Genomic DNA, 19,072 nt, shown 5'->3' with positions numbered 1-19,072 from the left:
CGCCCCTCCTCGTTGATGTGCTCGATCAGCTCCATGCCCGATTCCGCCGCCATGCGATCGCGGAAGGCGATCATCTCGCGGAACTTCCAGGTGGTGTTGACGTGCATCAGCGGGAACGGCGGCGGCCCGGGATAGAAGGCCTTGCGCGCCAGGTGCAGCATCACCGAGGAGTCCTTGCCGATGGAGTAGAGCATCACCGGGTTCGAGAACTCGGCCGCCACCTCACGGATGATGTGGATCGACTCGGCCTCGAGCTGCTCGAGATGGGTCAGCCGACGCGGCGTGACGGCGGCAACCGACGCCGCGCCACTGGCCTGGGCGGCCGATTCGCGGATCGGTGCATGACGTGTCGGTGCAACATGAGTGGTCATGGCCCGGCTACCTCGCATGACGTTGGGCGTGAGATCATGCGCCACAGGTTAACGCCGGACCAATAATAACCCAAAAGAATTAATAACTATCTTTTTAGAACGAAACTGGCGTGCCGGCTCAGAGATCCACCCGCTCGACCCAGGTGGTCAGGTCGCCGGCCTCGAGGTCGACGACCCGATAGCCGGGACGCGAGGCCTCGTCGACGGCGAAGGTCTCGGCGCCGGGCAGGAACTGATCGGTGGTCGAGGGACAGCCGTAGACCGCCACCTGCCTCTCTTCAAGCCGCTGAGGGCTCCCCGCCAGCTGCCGATAACCGGTGAAGGCCTGGTGGATATGGCCGCAGAAGATCGCCTTCACCTGCCGAAAGGCCGCCAGGGTCTCCCAGAAGGCCTCGCGATCCTCGAGGCCGATCTCGTCGAGCCAGGCCGAGCCGACGGCCAGGGGCGGATGATGCATCACCAGCAGGGTCGGTCGCTCGTCCTCCGCGAGCCGCTCGGCCAGCCGGCCGAGCCGCTCGGGCCCCAGCTCGCCGTGGGGCTGCCCGCCGACCCGGGTATCGAGCAGCAGCACCCGCCAGGTATCGAGGTCGAGCTCGTCGAGCAGTTCGCGGGTCTCGGCCATCAGCGCCGGCGCGTCGTGGTTTCCCGCCAGCCAGAACCAGGGCGCGCTCAGCTTCGCGAGGGTGCGGGCCGCCAACTGGTAGGAGGCCGCCGTCTCGTCCTGGCTGACGTCACCGGTCACCAGCACCACGTCCGGCCGCTCGCGGTTCACCGCCTCGATCACCGCCTCGAGCTGGCGCAGCGGGAATCCGGCCCGGGAACGGGCCCGGGGGTCGGCGTGCAGGTGGCAGTCACTGATCTGGACCAGTCGCATCGGGGCAGCCTCTCCTCGGCGCAGCTTGTTCAAGGTCACCGGTTCACTTCAAGGCAGCTCGGGCAGGTCGACGGAGTGGCCGTGGGCCAGGCCGTATTCGAGCCACTCGCCGAGGAAGCGGTTGAGCTGCAGCTTCTCGTCGGGCTGGTGCATGCGCGCGTTGGGGTAGCGGTAGCGGCCATGGAAGTGGCGCTGGCGCTGGAAGTCGGTGACCTCGGCCATGCGCACGTCGTGGTAGAGGTGCACGCGCATGCGCGGGGTCTCGATCATCTGGTCGAGTACGCCCTGCTGGGAGACCTGAGCGATGGTGGTGTAGGGGGCCTGCTCGAGCACCTCGATGCACAGCGCCCCCAACCGTCGACCGCCGCGGAGCAGCTCCACCTCGCGGATCTCGCCGGCGTCCAGTTCCCCCAGCAGCCGGGTCAGGCGCAGGTAGTTGGCGGTGCACTCGCCCTGCAGGGTCTTCAGGTCGGTGACATAGGCTGTTCTCGACACGCTACCTCCTTGCTCGCAGTGATGCGCGTTCGCCCGCCAGCCAGTGGAAGGCGATCAGACACATGGCATTGTCGAGTCGCCCGGCCTGGAGGAGTTCCCACGCTCGGGTAAACGGCAACACATGCACGCGGATGTCCTCGTGCTCCTCGTCGAGCCCGTGCACCCCCCCGAGGCCACGGCTGTCGACCAGGCCACAGAACAGGGTGACCCGCTCGTCGCAGGCCCCGGGGCTGGGATAGTAGGTATGCAGCTCGATCAGCTCGCCCACCTCGCAGCCGGCCTCTTCCAGCGTCTCGCGACGGGCGACCTCGGCGACGCTCTCGCCCCGCTCGACGAGTCCCGCCACCACCTCCAGCTTCCAGGGCGACGCGGGGTCGTCGAACGCACCGGCACGGAACTGCTCGATCAATACCACGGTGTCTCGCTCCACATCATAGAGCAGCACGCCCACGGCGTCGTGGCGACGATGCACTTCGCGCACGACCTCGCCGCTCCAGCCGCCCTCGAACAGGCGATGGCGCAGGTGCAGTTCCTCCAGGCGGAAGAAGCCCTGGTGCAGGCAGCGCCGCTCCAGCAGCTCGGCATCGGCGGCCGTGAAGGACACCTGTGCGGTGAGATCCTGATCGTGCGGGTGACGGGGGGCGCTCATGCCGATCTCCGGGTCGCAGGGTGGCGACCATTATCATGACCCGGCGGAAGGATGCCAACCGCCGCGGTGCGCGGCGGCCGGTGGAGGGGCCGTCTCAGAGGCGGGAAAGCAGCGCCCGGGCCTGTTCCCGCAGCGCCTCGTCGGAGGCCTGGCGATCCGCGCGGGCCTGGCCCTCGACGGCACGCCGCGCATGTTCCCGGGCCTCGTCGGCTCGTCCCTCGTCGACGAGGAAGGCAGCGTAGTAGAAATTGACGTCGATGCCCTCGGGGCGGATCTCCAGCGCGCGGCGGAACATGCGCTCGGCGGTGTCGCTGTTGCCGAAGCCCAGCGGCCGCCCGGGGGCACGATGGTAGAGGGCCCCCAGGGTCACGTAGGCCGAGCCGTTGGCGCCCTGCGGGTCGAGTTCGACGGCCTGCTCCAGGGCGTCGCGGGCGCCGCGGGCGCTGCCCAGGGCCCCCAGGCCGCTGCGCTCCCGGGCATGGGAGGCCTCGATGATGCCGTGCCAGACCCGCGGCATCGCCGCGTCGGGATGGGCGTCGGCCAGGCGCTCGGCCTGGGCGGCCAGGGCCTTCAGGGCCTCGCGGCGCTCGCCCTCCGGCAGCTCGGTGGTGACCCGTTCCCAGCGGCTCTTCAGGGCATCGACCTCCGCTTCCCAGGCGAGCAGGTGGGTGAGCGGGGCGATGGCGAGCCCCAGGCCCAGGGTGGTGGCCAGCAGATGGCGTCGAATCATGCGGTATCTCCTCGGTGTCTTGTCGTTGTCCCACCCCCTGAAATGTAACGAACGTTTGAATGATTCTCCAGTGCGAATCTCCCCGGCTTGGCGATGCCGCCATCGATGGCGTATGTTGCCTCTTTCACGTGGAAGGAAGGGTGACGCCGATGAAGGGCCGCAACATGACGCGCTGGCGCGACCCGGCCAAGGACCCGCGCCAGGAACCGAAGAGCAACCTGATCACCGCCGAGGGCGCCGACCGCCTGCGCGGGATTCTCGACCACCTGTCGCGGGTCAAGCGTCCCGCGCTCTCGGCCAAGGTCGGCGAGGCCGCGGCACTCGGCGACCGCAGCGAGAACGCCGACTACACCTACAACAAGAAGGAGCTCAACCGGGTCATCGCCCGGATCCGCTACCTGACCAGGCGCCTCGACGAACTGCAGGTGGTGGATCGGCTCCCCGCGGATACCGACAGGGTCTACTTCGGCGCCTTCGTGACCCTCGAGGACGACGACGGCGAGGAGATGCGTATCCGCCTCGTCGGCCACGACGAGACCGACACGGCGAAACGCTGGATCAGCGTCGACGCCCCCCTGGCCAAGGCCCTGCTCGGCAAGTCGCTGGACGACGAGGCGACCGTCGCCGCCCCCGGCGGCGAGACCACCTATGTGATTACCGAGATCGCCTATCGCGATCCCCAGGCCTGATCAGCGCCAGATCGCGCGGTAGACCCGGAAGCGCCGGTCGTCGGCGAGGATCTCGAAACCGCCGAAGGCGCGCTCGAGCAGGTCCGGGTAGGGCAGGAAGGCGTTGGCGACGATCACCAGCTGGCCGCCGGGCCGCAGGTGGTCGGGCGCCTCGAGGATCAGCCGCGCCGCCGGGCCATAGTCGATGGCCCGCTCCTGGTGGAAGGGCGGGTTGCTGACGATGGCCGCGAAGCACCTCTCGCCGAGCGCGGCATAGACGTCGCCGACCCGCGCCTCGCCGGCCAGGCCATTGGCGGCGAGCGTGCGACGGCTCGCCTCCACGGCGAAGGCGTTGACGTCCACCGCCGTGACCCGGGCCCCGCGCCGGGCCAGCCAGGCGGCCAGGATGCCGTCGCCGCAGCCCATGTCCAGTATCTCCGCCGGCCCTTCCGGCAGCACCGCCGGCAACCGCTCGAGCAGCAGCCGGGTGCCGTCGTCGAGCTTGCCGTGGCCGAACACCCCCGGGTGACTGACCAGGGTCAGCCCCTCGGCCTCGAACGACGACCAGGCCGCCTCGGGGTCGAGGCCGACCCGGCCGAGGCGCGTCTCGAACAGCGAGCAGCGCCGGGCGGTGTCGCGCTTGCGACAGCCCAGCCCCAGCGCCGCCAGCACCTGGAGCACCCGCCGGATGCCCCCCTGGTTCTCGCCGGCGAGTTGCAGCGGCGTGCCCGGCGGCAGCACCGCACAGAGCCACAACAGCCACCACTCGCCCAGCGCATGGCTCTTGGGCCAGAACAGCACGACCCCGGGCACGCCGCCATCGGCGACACCCGGCAGGCCCTCGTCGAAGGGCGAGAAGGCCGGCCGGCTCCGCGCGTGCCAGGCCTCGATCACCGACTGGTCGGCGCTGATCGTGGTGCCCTCCCCGGTCTCCAGCCAGGCGTCCCGCGGCGGGGCCACCCACCACCAGCCGCGGTAGTCCAGGTCCTGGCGTTCCAGCAACTGGCAGACTGGGGTCTCGGCGCTCATGGGAGGGGCTCCTGGGGATGTGTCGGGGACGCTTCGAGGGTGTAGAGCAGGTAGCGGCCCAGCCGCCAGTGGGGATCGACGCGACAGTAGCGCCGCTCGAGGGCGAGCAGGCGGGCCCGGTCGGCAGCGGACGATGGCGGCTGGCGCAGGTAGTCGTGGAAGACGCGGATGCCGGCGACCGCCGAGATCGCCAGCCCGCTCTCGGCCGCCCAGGCCTCGACCTGGCCATGGGTCAGCGGCGAGATCGGCGTCAATCGCCGGCGCTTGCCGGTGCCCTCGAGGCGGTCGGCGAGCGCCTTCTCCAGGTTGCCCTTGACCACGTTGGACATCCGCAGCGCATCGCGGTTGAAGACCATCAGCGAGAGCTGGCCGCCCGGCGCCAGCAGCCCGGCCAGGGTGGCGAGCGCCGAGCGCGGGTCGGCCAGCCACTCGAGCACCGCATGGCAGGCGATCAGCCGCCAGGGGCCGGGGGCGCACTCCGGCAGGGCCTGCAGCGGCGCCTGGAGCAGGCTCACCGGCTGCCCGGCCAGCCGCGCCCTGGCCCGCTCGAGCATCTCGCCGGAGGGCTCGGCCAGTGTCACTGGGTGGCCACGTGCGGCGAACCAGGCGGCCAGTTGGCCGAGGCCGCCCCCCACGTCGAGCACCGGCTGGCCGTCGAGGTCGAGCATCTCCGGCAGCAGCCGGTCGAGCAGCGCCAGGCGCAGCTCGCCGCGGGCCGCGCCGTAGAGGCTGTCGGCAAACTTGTCGGCCAGGCCATCGAAGTGGCGGTCGCCGGCCGGGGACAGGGACGAAGGGGTATCGGGCATGCCGGGCATTCTACCCGGGATCGGCCCGCGACTCACCGTTCGCCGCGCGAGGCAGCCGATGCCCCCAGCCGCTGTCGGCCTCGAGCTCGGCGGCCAGCGCCAGCAGACGACGCTCGTCCCCCATGGGACCGATCGCCTGCACCCCCACCGGCAGGCCGTCCGGCGTGACATGCAGCGGCAGCGACATGGCCGGCTGGCCGGTGAGATTGGCCAGCTGGGTGAAGGGGGTGCGGCATAGCGCATCCCTGGCCAGGCGGTGCAGCATGCCCGCCTTCAGCGCCAGGGGGGCGGCCCCCGGCAAGGCCAGCAGCGACATCAGCCGCTCCTTGCCGGCGTCGGGATAGAGTTCACCCAGGCGCGGCGCCGGGGTCGCCGCCACCGGCATCAGCAGCACGTCGTACCGGCAGTGGAACTCGCCCATGGCCCGCGCCACCCGGTTCCAGTAGCGCTTGGCGAGCTCATAGTCCCGCGCCGACAGCCAACGCCCCAGCCGACCGATGGCTCGGGTCGACGGCTCGATGTCGAGCCGCCTCACCGGCACGCCGGTCTGCTCGCTGATCCAGGCCAGGTCGGCGGCCAGGTGGCCCAGGTAGAGCGTCAGGTAGCTGTCGGCCAGGCGCTCGCCCTCGACCGGCGGATCGCACCACTCCACCCGGTGGCCCATCGCCTCCAGGCGGCGGGCGGCCTGCTCCACCGCGTGTTGCACGTCGGGGGCGAGCCGGGTGCCCAGCGGCGCCCCCAGCGACTCGCCGAGGGAGACGGCGACCCGCAGCCGCGCGGGGGGCCGAGCGATGGCGGCCAGGAAGCCTTCTTCGCGGGGCAGCGGCTGCGGCGCCCCCTCGTCCATGCCATTGGTACGATCGAGCAGTGCCGCGCTGTCGCGTACGCTGCGGGTCAGGGCGTGCTCCACCACCGCCCCCTGCCACACCTCGGCGTACTGCGGGCCCAGCGGCACCCGCCCGCGGGAAGGCTTGAGGCCGAACAACCCACAGTGGCTCGCCGGGATGCGCAGCGAACCACCGCCATCGCCGCCCATGGCCAGGGGCACCAGCCCACCGGCCACCGCCGCGGCGGCCCCGCCGCTGGAACCGCCCGGCGAGTACCCGGCCTTCCAGGGGTTCAGCGGATGGGCAAAGGCCCGCGGCTCGGTGATGCCCATCAGGCCCAGCTCCGGGGTGGCGGTCTGGCCGAGGATCACCAGTCCCGCCTCGCGCAGGCGACGCACCAGCGAGGCGTCCTCCGGCGCCCGCCAATCGACCAGGGCCGCACTGCCGAAGGCGAGCGGCTCGCCGCCGATGGCCATCAGCAGGTCCTTGGTCAGGGTCGGCACCCCGGCGAAGGGCGCTTCGGGATCGACCCGGCGCCCCTCCTGCTCGGCCCGTTCGAAGCGACAGCGCACCACCGCGCCCAGCCGTGGATTCTCCGCTTCGATGGCGGCACAGGCCGCCGCGAAGACCTCCTCCCGGCTCACCTCGCCGCGACGAATCAATGCCGCCAGCCCCAGGCCGTCGTAGGCGCGATACTCGCTCGGCTCCATGGCACTCCCTTCCGCTCGACTCTCGTTCGGATCCCTCGACAGCGCCGGCCGCGGGCCGACGGGTTTATCTCATTCGCTCAAGCGCTTATAATGCGCCGCGTTTCGCCCTCTTAGCTCAGCAGGATAGAGCAGCCGCCTCCTAAGCGGCAGGTCGCAGGTTCGAATCCTGCAGAGGGCGCCACACCCGCTCGCTTTCTTCTCGTCAGCCTACACCCTGGGGCCGGGTCTTCGCCCGGATCCTGCGCTTCCGGCAGTGGTGATCGCCTCGCCCGCTGCCTATGCTTCTCCAAGCCCTGTGCCGGAGAGCACAACGGGGCAGCATGGAAAACGATCGCCGCACCGGAGCCCGTCACATGGCCAAGTTCCGCCTCCTGCCGATCCTGCTGGCGGGCATGATGCTCTCCGTCGCCAGCCTGTCGGATACCGCCCGGGCCGCCGACTACTATGCCGGCAAGACCATCCGCATGATCATCCCCCTCGCCCCCGGGGGCGGCACCGACACCTTCGGCCGCCTGATCGGCCGCCACCTGGGCCGCCATATCCCCGGCCGGCCGACCATCGAGGCCGAGAACATCACCGATGTCGGCGGCCTGCTGGGCAGCAACGAGTTCGCCGAACGCGTCGAGCACGACGGCACCACCCTGCTGGCAAGCTCCGGCCACCTCAACCTGCGCGCCATCCTCGGGCTACGCGGGCTGCGCCTCGACCTCGACGCACTGGAACCCCTGGTCGCCGCCCCCATGGGCCATGTCACCCTCATTGCCGCCCGTGCCGGCATCGCGGAGCCCCGCGAGGTGCTCGACGCCCAGGGTCCGCTGACCAAGGGCATCACCGACCCGATCGGCCTGCTCGAGTCGCTGCTGGCCATGGAGCTGCTCGGGATCGACTACCGGGGCGTGCCCGGCTACGGCAACCGCGGCGACACCCGCATCGCCTTCGAGCGCGGTGTGCTGATGATCAACACCCAGAGCACCGCCTTCTACCTCGACAGGATGGCACCACTGGTCGAGGCGGGCGGCGCCATGCCGCTCTACGCCATCGGCTTCATCGACGAGGAGGGCAACCCGGTGCGCGACCCGGCGGTACCGGACATGATCACCGCCCCCGAGCTCTACGAGCAGATCCACGGCGAGATGCCCTCCGGCATGGCCTGGGAAGCCTTCCGGGTCACGGTTCCGCTGGTGCAGAACACCCGCGGCACCATCTGGGTCCACGCCGACATCCCCGAGCCGGCCATGGAGGCCCTGCGCCAAGGGGTCGCGGCGATGGTCGACGACCCCGAGTTCCAGGCGGCCCGCGACGAGATACTCGGCGACTATGGGGTCATCCAGGGCGACGAGCTCGACTGGGTCAGGGCCACCATGGACGCCATCTCGCCGGAACTGATGAACTACCTGCGCAACCTGCTCGGCACACGCTTCGGCACCGAATTCGAGGGGTGATCCCCGACCAGCAGGCCACGGCACCATGATGCCCATCGAGTCTTGCGGCGGTCAGGCGATCTCGACCTGGTTGCGACCGGCGGCCTTGGCCCGGTAGCTGGCGGCGTCGGCGCGTTCGATGACCGTGATGATCCCCCGGTCGCCCTCCTGGAAGGCGGTGACGCCGATGCTCAGGGTCACCCGGTACTCGCGGCCGCGATGCACCACGAAGACATCGGCGACGGCCTCGCGCAGCGTCTCGGCGATACTCTGGGCCTGGGCGAGGGTGCAGCTCGGCAGCAGCACCCCGAATTCGTCGCCGCCCTGGCGGGCCACGTGGTCGCTGCGCCGCACCTCCCAGGCCACCACCTGGGCGATGCGCCGGAGCATCTCGTCGCCCAGCGCATGCCCCCCCTCGTCGTTGACCGGCTTGAAACGGTCGAGATCGAACAGCATCAGCGCCGAGGGCGTGCCGGCCTTGTGCCACTCGGCCAGCGCCTCCTCCAGGCGACGCTCGAAGCCGCGCCGGTTGAGCAGGCCGGTGAGGGGATCGTGCTCGGCTTCCCAGCGGCGCAGGGCCTCCTCCTGATGGTGCTCGGTGATGTCCTTGACCGTACCCACGAAGCCGATGGTCCGGCCGTCGATGGCCACCTGGCTGGCATGCACCTCGAGCCACAGCAGGTCACCATCGGCGCGAACGTAGCGGAACTGCCTGAGGAAGTCGTCACCGGTCTCGAGGCTGTGTTGCCAGAGGTCGATGGCCGACTGGCGGTCCGCGGCGTGGATGAACGTCACCCACGCCGCTTCGTCCCGGGCGGAGAAGGCATGGCCGGTCAGCTCCGTCAACGCGGGATTCATGTAGCGGATGATGCCGACCGTGTCGGTGACGAACATGCCCAGCGGCGACGACGACAGCACGCTCTCGAGGAACGCCTCACGATCCTGCAGTCGTTCGAGGGCCGTGCTGCGCTCCTCCTCCACCCGATTGAAGGTACCGGCCAGCCGGCTGATCTCGTGCATCCGGGTATCGAGCGTCACCCGGCTGCGCCGCCCCTCGCCCACCTCGTCGATCTGCGTCTCGAGCCGGTGCAGGGGGCTCAGGGCATGGCGCACGAGCCACCACATCAGCGGCAGCAGCAGCATGGCGAAGGCGACGCCGAACCACCAGAGCCGGCGAAACAGCGATTGCAGCGGCGCATTCACCTGCTCCGCGGGCAGGAAGACCCCGGCCACCCAGTCGGCCGGCCAGACCTGGGCGAAGGACTGGTAGGCCTCGCCGCCACCGATCAAGCGTGCCACGGTCTCGCCCTGCCAGCCGTCCAGCGCCTGGTGCAGCATGGCGTTCTCATCGACCGTGGGCACCGGCTGCAGCACCAGCGAGGGATCGGGATGGTAGAGGATGGTCCCCGAGGCCGTGGCCACGGCGGCGAAGCCGCCGGAACCGAGACGCAGCCGGTGCAGCCGCTGGAACAGGCCGCCGGAGTGAATGTTGACGAAGCCGCCGACGAAACCGTCGAACTCGCCGTCATGGCGTCGCGGCACCACGAACAGCACCAGCGGCATGTCGCTGGCCCGACCGACGAAGGGTTCGCTCACGTAGGGGCGGCGCACGGCCGCGACGAAGCGGAAATACTCGGTCTCGGCCGTCGACAGGCCCACCCGCCCCACCACGACCGGCCAGTCGGCCAGTACCGTGCCATCGGCGTCCGCCACCACCAGGCCGTCGAACCACTCGAGCAGGGAATCGTTGTGCTTGAGCTCGCTGCGCAGAACCTCCTCGCCGGGCTGGCCATCACCCTCTCGATGGAGTTGCTGGTCGAGCCTGGCGGCCAGCCGCTCCAGGGCGCCCAGGCGATCGTTGACCTGGGCCGTGATCTCGTCGGCGATCAGCCGTGACTCATAGCTCAGATGCGCGAAGTTGGTCTCGCGCACCAGTTGCAGCCCCGCCAGCCTGCCGCTGCCCATCAACAGCAAGGCCACCACCACCCAGGTGACGGCCAGGCCGATCATCAGCCGCCCCTGGAGGGAGAGAGCCGACTGGAAGAGAAACCGGAGTCGAGATAGCAAACGCCGCTCCCGGGTGAGTTAGCGATTACCGATTTGCCTGGCTATCGGACCCTAAATGGTAGCGCAGGTCAAGCGCCGCCAAGGCGCGAATAGCCAGGCTCGATGACCCCTTTCCCGCCTCGCCCTGCATTGTCTCGACACCCGCCCACGAGAAAGCCGGCCCTCGAGGGGCCGGCTTCGGTGTTGCAGCCGTGTCGCTACTTCGATGGGCGCGGGGCCGATCAGAAGTGGTAGCGAACGCCGGTCAGCCAGTAGACGCTGTCGCGGGTGTCGCGCAGGTTGCCGCTGAGGTCGCTGCCAGTGGTGTCACGGTCAAAGATGGTGTCCTGATCGGCCTCATGCACCTCGGCGAAGACGTCGAAGTTGCTGGAGACCTTGTAGTAGGCACCGGCCGCCCAGGAGTGGCGAGTGGTGTCGGCACCCTCGGCCTGCCGCGCTTCCTTGTTCTCGCCGTCGGCACGGATGTTGTAGTAGTCCAGGTTGAACGCCCAGTCAGCGACGGCATAGCTCATGCCCACACCGATCCTGCGCTCGTTGTCCTCATGGGACTCGTAGCCCAGACGGCCGGAGAAGCCGGGCACGAACTCATAGGAGGCGGAGCCGCCGTAGATGTTCTCGCCGGTGCCAGCACCGTCCTTCGCCACAATGGCATCGTCGTCCTTGTCCTGGGCGAAACCCAGGGCCAGGCGCAGCGGGCCGGTCTCGTAGACGGCACCACCGGCGGCGTTGATCTTGGAGGAGTTGCTGCCCTCGGAGCCGACCTCAGCACCGTTACCGGTGTAGTGCTTGCCCATCAGGAAGACCTGGAAGCCGGCCAGGTTCGGGGTGATATAGCCGACGGAGTCGCCGCGGGCGCGGTGGCTACCGCCGGTGAACTCGAGGCCGCGATCGAGGTAGACATCGAAGGGCGCGGAGACGGTATTCAGGTAGAAGCTGTCGAAGTTACCGGCCTGGATGGTACCGAAGCTGTTGCTGCGCAGGCCCAGGTAGCTGTTGCGCACCTGCTGGCCACCGCGGTTCACTTCGTCCAGCTGCGGGCGCAGCTCGAAGTTACCGAAGGCGGTCAGGTCGGAGTTGATCTGCTGGGTGCCGCGCAGGCCGAAGCGGGAGTAGACGTCGCGGAATTCGGAGCCATTTCTCTTGACTTGGCCAATCTGCTCGCCAGTATCCTCGTCCACGATCGGATCATTCGGACCTCCGCCGGAGACACCCAGGGCGATACGGCCGTAGAGGTCGAGACGGGTGCCATCCTGGTCGTAGACGGTCGCGGCCTGAGCGGCAGCGGATGCGCCCAGGGCGCCGGCGATAGCAGTCGCTAACAGTGTCTTTTTCATCGCGATAGTTCCTTTGACTAGCTTACTGTTTCGATCGTTACTGCACGCTTCACCGAAGTGAATGCAGCCGGCTTGCCGGGCATGCTCATTTGCCTTTCCTGCTCGGCTCCCTCCCGGGAGGATGGCAGGTGGCGCGGCACCACCTCAGCGAAGCCTTGTTATAGTCCAATGCTCGCAAGGGGAACTCTATACCGGGATTTTCGGGAACGCAACAAGAAAAAACACTGTTTTCCTTCAGAGCGCGCCTTCCCTGCGGAACTTTCCCTTGCGCTGGCGGTCGGCGAGCCCTCCCGGCTGGCCGGCCGCCGCTGCCGGCTGGCCGAGGTGAATCGACCGAATACAGCCCAGGCAGCGATGAGCGCGTTCATGATGCCCTGCGAATATGACGATGGCAAGTCAACGGTCGCTGCCAGCCCCGACCGCGACCGTCGCGTCGGGTCAGTGGCCGTTGTGCTTGGCCAGCAGGGCGGAGAGCTTCTCTTCCAGGGTGGCCGGTGACGGGGCGGCGGTAGCGTCGCCGGCCGATTCACCGGCGCGGGAAGCCCGCTTCCCCGCCGGCGCCTGGCTACCCGGGGGGCGGCCCTCGGCCCGCTCCCGGTGCCGTTGCGGCTTGCCCTGGGGCTTGCGGCGGTTGGCCTGCAGCCGCTCGAGCTTCTTGCGGGCGTGCTCGGCGGCCTCGGCATCGACACGCCCGGCGGCCTGGCCGTCGAGGTCGATGCGCGCGGCGTCCTCGCGCACCGACTTGAGGTAGCGGGGCAGGTTGACGTAGCAGGCCAGCGCGCGGCGCACCAGCTTCTCCGGCCAGGGTTCGCGGGCGGCGAGCTCCTCGTGGATGCCGACCTTGAGCGGGCGGGTATGCCCCTTGAAGAAGGTCGAACCGTAGCGCTGGTACCACTCGCCGAGCAGCGCCTGGGGCGACGGCGCCTCGCCGATCGGCAGGTCGCTCTGGGGGTTTCCGGCCGGCTCGGCCTGCGCCGGTGGTCCGGCCTCCGGCGGGTCGGTCGCGACCCGGGCCGCCGCCCCCTTCGGGCGATGGCCAATGAGCGCCGAGAGGCCCTGGGCGCGGCGGGCCGGCAACGGGAAGCCGCCGGCCGGCTCGCCGGCGGCGAGCTTGTCGTGCAGGTGGCGGTTGTGCGCCTCCAGCTCGCGGTTCTGCTCGTCGAGCTCACGGTTCTCCTCAAGCAGCTCCAGGCGGTTCGCCTCGAGCTCGGCGAGGCGAGATTCGAGCTCGTCGTTGCGCTGCGCCAGGCCACGCTGGCTGGCCAGGGCCTCCTCGGCGCGGGCGACGAGCTCGGCATTGTGCGCCTCGAGCTCGCTGCGGCGGCGTTCCAACTCGGCCAGCCGGGCCTGCATGGCCACCTGCTGTACACGGGCCTCGTGCAGGGTGCCCAGCAGGCTCTCGGCACGACGCTCCAGTGCCTCCAGCAGACGGGTTGAGCGTTCCTCGATCAAACCGATTCCCTCCAACACGAGCCCTTCACGACGAGGCATTAACCCCCAAGTCTGTGCCAGAAGCCGCAGCATGACAAATGTCGCCGGATGGAGACCCTCGACGCCCTCTCACCCGCTCGCCAGCGGCCCGCTGGCCGTGCCGTCGGCGAGCCGCCGGCGGTAGTGCACGAAACTGTAGGCCGGCTGGCCCTCGGCGGGCTCGCCGGGCACCCGCTGCACCACCTCCCACTCGGCCATGTCGAGCTCGGGGAAGCGGGCGTCGCCCTCCACCTCGATATCGACCTCGGTGAGGTAGAGCCGCGAGGCCAGCGGCAGCGCCTGGGCATAGATCTGGGCGCCGCCCATCACCATGAGCTCGTCGCAGGCGTCGATGGTGGCCTGCTGGTCGGCCAGCGCCAGGGCAGAAGCAAGATCATGGCAGACCCGCACGCCCTCGTGGTGGAAGGCGGGATCACGGGTCACCACGATATTCAGGCGGCCGGGCAGCGGACGCCCGATCGACTCGAAGGTCTTGCGCCCCATCACCAGCGGCTTGGCCTGGGTCATGCGCTTGAAGAACCTGAGGTCCTCGGGCAGGTACCAGGGCAGCCGGTTGTCGACGCCGATCACCCGGTTGCGGGCCAGGGCGGCGATCATCGCGACGGGCACCAGGGTTTCCTCTTGCGTCCTTTCGCTCATACGGCGACCTCGGCCTTGATATGGGGGTGCGCCTCGTAGCCCTCGATGGCGATATCCTCGAAGCGAAACGCGAAGAGGTCGCGGACCTCGGGGTTGAGCCACAGCCGCGGCGGCGCCAGGGGCGTGCGCGAGAGCTGCAGCTCGGCCTGCTCCAGATGGTTCAGGTAGAGGTGCGCATCGCCCAGGGTGTGGACGAAGTCGCCGGGCTCAAGCCCGCTGACCCGGGCGATCATCTGCGTCAGCAGCGCGTAGCTGGCGATATTGAAGGGCACGCCGAGGAAGATGTCGGCACTGCGCTGGTAGAGCTGGCAGGAGAGCCGCCCCTCGGCCACGTAGAACTGGAACAGGCAGTGGCACGGCGGCAGCGCCATCTCGTCGACCAGCGCCGGGTTCCAGGCCGAGACGATCAGCCGCCGCGACCGGGGGTTCGCGCGGATCTGCTCGAGCAGCCTGGCGATCTGGTCGACGTGGCCGCCGCGCGGGTCGGGCCAGCTGCGCCACTGGTAGCCGTACACCGGGCCGAGATCGCCGTTCTCGTCGGCCCACTCGTCCCAGATGCGCACCCCGTGCTCCTTGAGGTAGGCGATGTTGGTGTCGCCACGCAGGAACCACAGCAGCTCATGGATGATCGAGCGCAGGTGCAGCTTCTTGGTGGTCACCAGCGGGAAGCCCCGCGAGAGGTCGAAGCGCATCTGGTGGCCGAACAGCGAACGGGTGCCGACCCCGGTGCGATCGCCGCGCTCCACGCCATGCTCGAGCACGGCGCGCATCAGGTCCAGATAGGGTTGCTCAAGAGCGGGGGGCTCGAGGGCGGGCTGGGTATCGTCGGTCACGGCGTTCATCTGGGCTGATAAGTGGGTCAGCCATTCTACAGGCTGGAAGCTGGAAGCTGGAAGCCAGTCCAGAGCCGATGACCTGGGTTTTTCTTCCAGCGTCAGGCTTAAGCCCGCGAAGCGGGCGTTCTTCCAGCTCCCGGCGAAGCCGGGCTCGCCGTCAGGGGATCGGCTGGCGGCGCGACCAGAGGATCAGCAGGAGGCCGATGGCGATCATCGGCAGGGTCAGCAGCATGCCCATGGTCACCCAGCCGAAGGCGATGAAGCCGAGATGGGCATCGGGCAGGCGCACGAACTCCACCGCGCCGCGGAACACCCCATAGAGCAGCAGGAAGAGACCGGAGACCAGCCCGCGCCGCCGCGGCGTGGCCGAGACCCACCACAGCGCCGCGAACAGCACGGCGCCCTCGAGCAGCGCCTCGTACAGCGCCGAGGGGTGGCGCGGCTCGGGTCCCATACCGGGAAACGGCATGCCCCAGGGCAGCTCGGTCACCCGGCCGGGCAGCTCGCGATTGATGAAGTTGCCGATGCGCCCGGCCCCCAGGCCGATCGGCACCAGGGGGGCGACGAAGTCGGTGAGGGTGAAGAAGGCCAGCCGCTTCTTGCTGGCGAACCAGAGCGCCGCCAGCAGCACCCCGGCCAGGCCGCCGTGGAAACTCATGCCACCATCCCAGATGCGGAAGATCCAGAGTGGGTCGGCCAGCCACTGGCCCATGCCATAGAAGAGTGCATAGCCCAGCCGGCCGCCCAGCACCACGCCGAGGGCGGCATAGAACAGCAGGTCGCCCACGTCGTCATGGGTCAGGCCGATGCGGGCGGCACGCCGCCTGCCCAGCCACCAGGCGGCGACGAAGCCGATCACGTACATCAGGCCATACCAGTGGACCTGGAGCGGCCCCAGGGAGATGGCGACCGGGTCGATGTCGGGATAGCGGAGCATGGATGTCCTCTGGAGCCGTGAGCCGCGACACTACCAGCCGGTGTGCCATGGGCAATGGTTTGTCTTGTCGCTATAAAAGAAATCGCAACCCCACCAGCGCCAGCAGGGCGGCGAAGGCGAGGCGCAGGGTACGAGCCGGCAGGCGGTGTGCCAGGTGCACGCCGAGGCGCGCGAAGGGCACGCTGGCCAGCACGATACCGAGAAATGCCGGCCACATCACGAAGCCGGTGGCACCGGCAGGCAACAGCGGATGGCCCCAGCCCACCACCATGAAGGTGGCCGCCCCGAACAGCGCGATGGGCAGGCCACAGGCCGACGAGGTGCCCACGGCCCGGGTCATGGTGACGCCACAACGGGTCAGCCAGGGCACGCAGAGCATGCCGCCACCGATGCCGAACAGCGCCGAGATACCGCCGATCACGACACCGGCCAGCCCCATGCCGAGCCTGCCCGGCGTGGCGCTGCCCGGCCTCGGGCCACGTGCCAGCGCCATTCTCAGCGCCATCAGCAGCACGAAGACGCCGAACAGGGTACCGAGCAGGCCGCCGGAGAGACGCCCGGCGACGAAGACGCCACCGATGGCGCCGAGCATCAGGCCGGGCAACAGGGCCAGAAACCACCGCCGCTGGATGCTGCCGCGCCGGTGATGCCCCCAGGCCGAGGAGGCCCCGGTGATGACGATGGTCGCGAGCGACGTCCCCACGGCCAGGTGCATCGCGACCTCCGGGGCGACCCCCTGGAGTCCGAAGGCGACCACCAGGGCCGGCACGATGACCAGCCCGCCGCCGACGCCGAACACCCCCGCCATGGTACCGGCGGCGGCGCCCAGCAGCAGGTAGACGAGCAGCATCGCGAGAACGCTCACGGCGACCCGGTGTCCTCATGTGCCTCCGGCAACCACCGCTGCACCAGGTCGATCAACGCCTGGGGCCGATAGGGCTTGGCCAGATAGTCGTCCATCTCGGCCTCGCGGAAGCGCTGTCGGTCGGCATCGCTGGCATTGGCGGTCAGGGCCACCAGGACACTGCGACGGCCCTCGACCCGACCGGCCTCCTGTTCGCGCCAGCGCAGACTGGCCTCCACCCCGTCCATGTCGGGCATGAAGATATCCATCAATACCAGGTCGAAGGACTGCCGGGCCTGGCACTCCAGTGCCTGTGCCCCGGAGGTGGCGGTCTCCACGCTATAGCCCTGCCCCTCGAGCACCTGCTGGGCCAGCATCAGGTTGACCGGTCCGTCATCGACGATCAGTACCCGCGCGGGTCCGCTGGCGGGCGCCCCGGCGCCCTGGGCCTGCGGTTCATCGGTCAGGTTGGCCAGTAGCACCGAGATGTCGGCCAGCCTCTCGCGCAGCTCCAGCACGGACCGACGACCGGCGGCATCGCGGCGTACCAGGGCCGCCTCCTGGTCCAGCACCTCGCCCAGCGAGACCATCAGCGGTTTCAGCTCCCGCCGCAGGTGGCTCAGGTAGCCTGACTTGAGTCGCGACTCCTCCCGGGCCCGCTGACGCCCGACCAGCAACTGGTCGAGGCGACGCTCCCGCTGCTCGAGGTCGTCGAGCAGCACCAGCGCATGGCCCCGATCGTCCTCCAGCCGCATCTGCAACCACCGGGACGCCGGCCTGGTGGCGCCCACGGGGCGCACCACGCACCGCTCGAGGTCGCTCTGCGACTCGTCGACCGGCAGGAGCTGACTCACCGCCAGGCCACGCAGCTCGCCCTGGCCCAGCAGTTCCTCCATGGCCGTGTTGGCGACCAGCACGCGGTCTCGCGTGGCCAGCAATGCCGGCCGGCCGCTGGCCGCCAGCATGCCCTCGAGGTGCGGGGCCCTGGCCTGCTCATCGAGCAGTGCAGCCACACCGTCGAGCAGCCGCGACAGGCGGCGAACGGGATCGCCTTCGCTGGCGGTGTCTTCCACCGCGGCGATCGGCACCGACCGGCCGGGACGGGGTTGGGCCAGGTATCGTTCGCCGATGACCAGCTGGTCGTCGAGGGCCGCCTCGCAGGTCGCCAGGCGCTGACGCAGCAGGGTCAGGAAGACGAGCACGTTGGCACTGCTGCCCACCAACAAGGCCAGCATCAGCCAGAAGGTGGCACTCCAGGAGGCATGGGAGGGCACCATCCACCACAGCAGCACGCCGACGACCAGACAGAGCGCCACCAGGACTCCCTGCGCCAGCAGCACTGGCCAGAGGATGGGTTGGATCAGTCGTGACCAGAGGCGTTCCTTGCTCGACTCGACTCGCATTGTCTTCCCTGAACCGGTGCGAAGATGATCCGAGTTTACGCCGCCCTGCCGCCCCTGTCATGGCACGCGCCTGGCGCCTTCCCCCCGACGTGGCGGCACGCTAAGCTGCCGTCATGTGCCTGATCGCCTTCGACCATCGTCCCGCCAGTATCTGCCTGTTGCGTCTGGTGGCCAATCGTGACGAGTTTCACGCCCGCCCCACCGCGCCGCTGGCCGCCTGGCGCGATGCCCCCGACATCGTCGGAGGACGCGACCTGGAGGCCGGGGGAACCTGGCTGGCCGTGCATCGTCGCGGCCGCTTCGCCGCCGTCACCAATGTCCGCGCCCCGTCCCTCAAGGTGCCGGCCGGCGCCCCCAGCCGCGGCGCCCTGGTGCGCGGGGCCCTCGAGTGCGACGACCTGCCGGCCTGGCTCGACCGGCTCGCCTCGGGCGATGCCCGGCATTATGCGGGGTTCAACCTGCTGGCCGGCGACGGCGAGCGACTCTGGCATCTTCATCGCGGCGCTGACGACCTCTCGCTGAAGACGACACCGCCGGGCCTGCACGGGCTCTCCAATGCCAGCCTGAACACGCCCTGGCCCAAGCTGATCGCCGCCCGCCAGGGGCTCGCCACCAGCGTGCGCCGCGGCCACTGGCCAGGCGACGCCCTGGCGGCGCTGGGCGACCCGCACCCGGCCGACGACGACCAGTTGCCGGAGACCGGGGTGGGGCTGGAGCTGGAGCGCCGGCTCTCCTCCCCCTTCATCGTCGGCCAGGACTACGGCACCCGGGCCACGACCTGGCTCGCCTGGTACGCCGATGGGCGGATCGAGATCGGCGAGCGGCGGTTCGGGCCGAACGGGGTGATGCAGGGGGAGAACGAACTGCGGATCGCGACCGACCGTAAGCCGATGTAGGAGCCACGCTCCGCGGGGCGATTGCGGCGCGTAGCGGCGTGGGTG

19 protein-coding genes and 1 tRNA gene are annotated in these 19,072 nt (G+C 69.7%); 4 read left to right on the top strand and 16 right to left on the bottom strand.

The features are described 5' to 3' along the window. The 5 genes from C1H66_RS10210 to C1H66_RS10190 form a co-directional block, all read right to left on the bottom strand. The coding region (locus C1H66_RS10210) for a phosphoadenosine phosphosulfate reductase domain-containing protein (RefSeq protein ID WP_170064130.1) at positions 1–272 on the bottom strand (272 nt) is incomplete at its 3' end. Between the two features lie 217 nt (positions 273–489). Beyond that, complete coding sequence (locus C1H66_RS10205; RefSeq protein WP_102627782.1) at positions 490–1,245, bottom strand: phosphodiesterase; 756 nt, start codon at positions 1,243–1,245, stop codon at positions 490–492. A gap of 48 nt (positions 1,246–1,293) precedes the next feature. After that, on the bottom strand, positions 1,294–1,740 hold the full coding sequence (locus C1H66_RS10200; RefSeq protein ID WP_102627781.1) for a DUF1249 domain-containing protein: 447 nt from the start codon (positions 1,738–1,740) through the stop codon (positions 1,294–1,296). A gap of 1 nt (position 1,741) precedes the next feature. Continuing rightward, entirely contained in the window at positions 1,742–2,389 is a 648-nt protein-coding gene (locus tag C1H66_RS10195; protein WP_102627780.1) for an NUDIX domain-containing protein, read from the bottom strand. 94 nt (positions 2,390–2,483) lie between these two features. Continuing rightward, a complete protein-coding gene (locus C1H66_RS10190) occupies positions 2,484–3,119 on the bottom strand; it encodes a hypothetical protein (protein WP_102627779.1) in 636 nt (211 codons plus the stop codon). A 149-nt stretch (positions 3,120–3,268) separates the two neighbouring features. Here C1H66_RS10190 and greB point away from each other — a divergent pair, with 149 nt between their 5' ends. Then, entirely contained in the window at positions 3,269–3,808 is a 540-nt protein-coding gene (gene greB, locus C1H66_RS10185; protein WP_102627778.1) for a transcription elongation factor GreB, read from the top strand. Here the strand turns inward: greB and C1H66_RS10180 are convergent, their stop codons facing one another. Genes C1H66_RS10180 through C1H66_RS10170 form a run of 3 tightly spaced genes read right to left on the bottom strand, consistent with a single transcriptional unit; the run spans position 3,809 to position 7,159 of the window. Beyond that, the gene (locus C1H66_RS10180; protein WP_102627777.1) at positions 3,809–4,816 is read right to left on the bottom strand and encodes a class I SAM-dependent methyltransferase; all 1,008 of its coding nucleotides are present in this window, start codon (positions 4,814–4,816) and stop codon (positions 3,809–3,811) included. Continuing rightward, positions 4,813–5,622 (bottom strand): methyltransferase domain-containing protein, encoded by an 810-nt coding sequence (locus C1H66_RS10175; RefSeq protein WP_102627786.1) that lies wholly within the window; start codon positions 5,620–5,622, stop codon positions 4,813–4,815. Before C1H66_RS10175 ends, C1H66_RS10180 begins: the two co-directional genes overlap by 4 nt. Positions 5,623–5,632: 10 nt before the next feature. Then, positions 5,633–7,159: an amidase gene (locus C1H66_RS10170; RefSeq protein ID WP_102627776.1), complete on the bottom strand. Its 1,527-nt coding sequence runs from the start codon at positions 7,157–7,159 to the stop codon at positions 5,633–5,635. Positions 7,160–7,263: 104 nt separating this feature from the next. Here C1H66_RS10170 and C1H66_RS10165 point away from each other — a divergent pair. Continuing rightward, positions 7,264–7,340, top strand: a tRNA-Arg gene (locus C1H66_RS10165). 172 nt (positions 7,341–7,512) lie between these two features. Then, positions 7,513–8,601 carry a type 2 periplasmic-binding domain-containing protein gene (locus C1H66_RS10160; RefSeq protein WP_102627775.1) on the top strand — a complete coding sequence of 363 codons (1,089 nt, stop codon included), beginning with the start codon at positions 7,513–7,515 and terminating at the stop codon, positions 8,599–8,601. 51 nt (positions 8,602–8,652) lie between these two features. Here the strand turns inward: C1H66_RS10160 and C1H66_RS10155 are convergent, their stop codons facing one another. From C1H66_RS10155 to C1H66_RS10120, 8 genes are all read right to left on the bottom strand, one after another. After that, positions 8,653–10,647 carry a sensor domain-containing diguanylate cyclase gene (locus C1H66_RS10155; protein WP_306417702.1) on the bottom strand — a complete coding sequence of 665 codons (1,995 nt, stop codon included), beginning with the start codon at positions 10,645–10,647 and terminating at the stop codon, positions 8,653–8,655. 221 nt (positions 10,648–10,868) lie between these two features. Then, a complete protein-coding gene (locus C1H66_RS10150; protein WP_102627773.1) occupies positions 10,869–11,981 on the bottom strand; it encodes a porin in 1,113 nt (370 codons plus the stop codon). 438 nt (positions 11,982–12,419) lie between these two features. Next, a complete protein-coding gene (locus C1H66_RS10145; RefSeq protein ID WP_240618267.1) occupies positions 12,420–13,433 on the bottom strand; it encodes a ProQ/FINO family protein in 1,014 nt (337 codons plus the stop codon). A gap of 108 nt (positions 13,434–13,541) precedes the next feature. Beyond that, complete coding sequence (locus C1H66_RS10140) at positions 13,542–14,111, bottom strand: dihydrofolate reductase (RefSeq protein ID WP_102627772.1); 570 nt, start codon at positions 14,109–14,111, stop codon at positions 13,542–13,544. Further along, entirely contained in the window at positions 14,108–14,953 is an 846-nt protein-coding gene (locus tag C1H66_RS10135; protein WP_102627771.1) for a thymidylate synthase, read from the bottom strand. The genes C1H66_RS10140 and C1H66_RS10135 overlap by 4 nt, the downstream gene beginning before the upstream one ends. A 151-nt stretch (positions 14,954–15,104) precedes the next feature. Then, positions 15,105–15,884, bottom strand: coding sequence for a prolipoprotein diacylglyceryl transferase (lgt, locus tag C1H66_RS10130; RefSeq protein WP_102627770.1), 780 nt, complete (start codon positions 15,882–15,884; stop codon positions 15,105–15,107). Positions 15,885–15,954: 70 nt separating this feature from the next. After that, positions 15,955–16,734 (bottom strand): sulfite exporter TauE/SafE family protein, encoded by a 780-nt coding sequence (locus tag C1H66_RS10125; protein WP_370741337.1) that lies wholly within the window; start codon positions 16,732–16,734, stop codon positions 15,955–15,957. An 11-nt stretch (positions 16,735–16,745) separates the two neighbouring features. Next, complete coding sequence (locus C1H66_RS10120) at positions 16,746–18,131, bottom strand: response regulator (RefSeq protein ID WP_102627768.1); 1,386 nt, start codon at positions 18,129–18,131, stop codon at positions 16,746–16,748. A 113-nt stretch (positions 18,132–18,244) separates the two neighbouring features. On the opposite strand from C1H66_RS10120, the gene C1H66_RS10115 reads away from it, so the two are divergent. Then, a complete protein-coding gene (locus C1H66_RS10115; protein ID WP_102627767.1) occupies positions 18,245–19,027 on the top strand; it encodes an NRDE family protein in 783 nt (260 codons plus the stop codon). Positions 19,028–19,072 lie beyond the last annotated feature (45 nt).

The organism is Halomonas heilongjiangensis, assembly GCF_002879645.1.
In the GTDB taxonomy this organism is placed as follows: domain Bacteria; phylum Pseudomonadota; class Gammaproteobacteria; order Pseudomonadales; family Halomonadaceae; genus Halomonas; species Halomonas heilongjiangensis.
The sequence above is the reverse complement of the archived record's forward strand: the minus strand, read 5'-3'. Positions and strand labels throughout refer to the sequence as shown.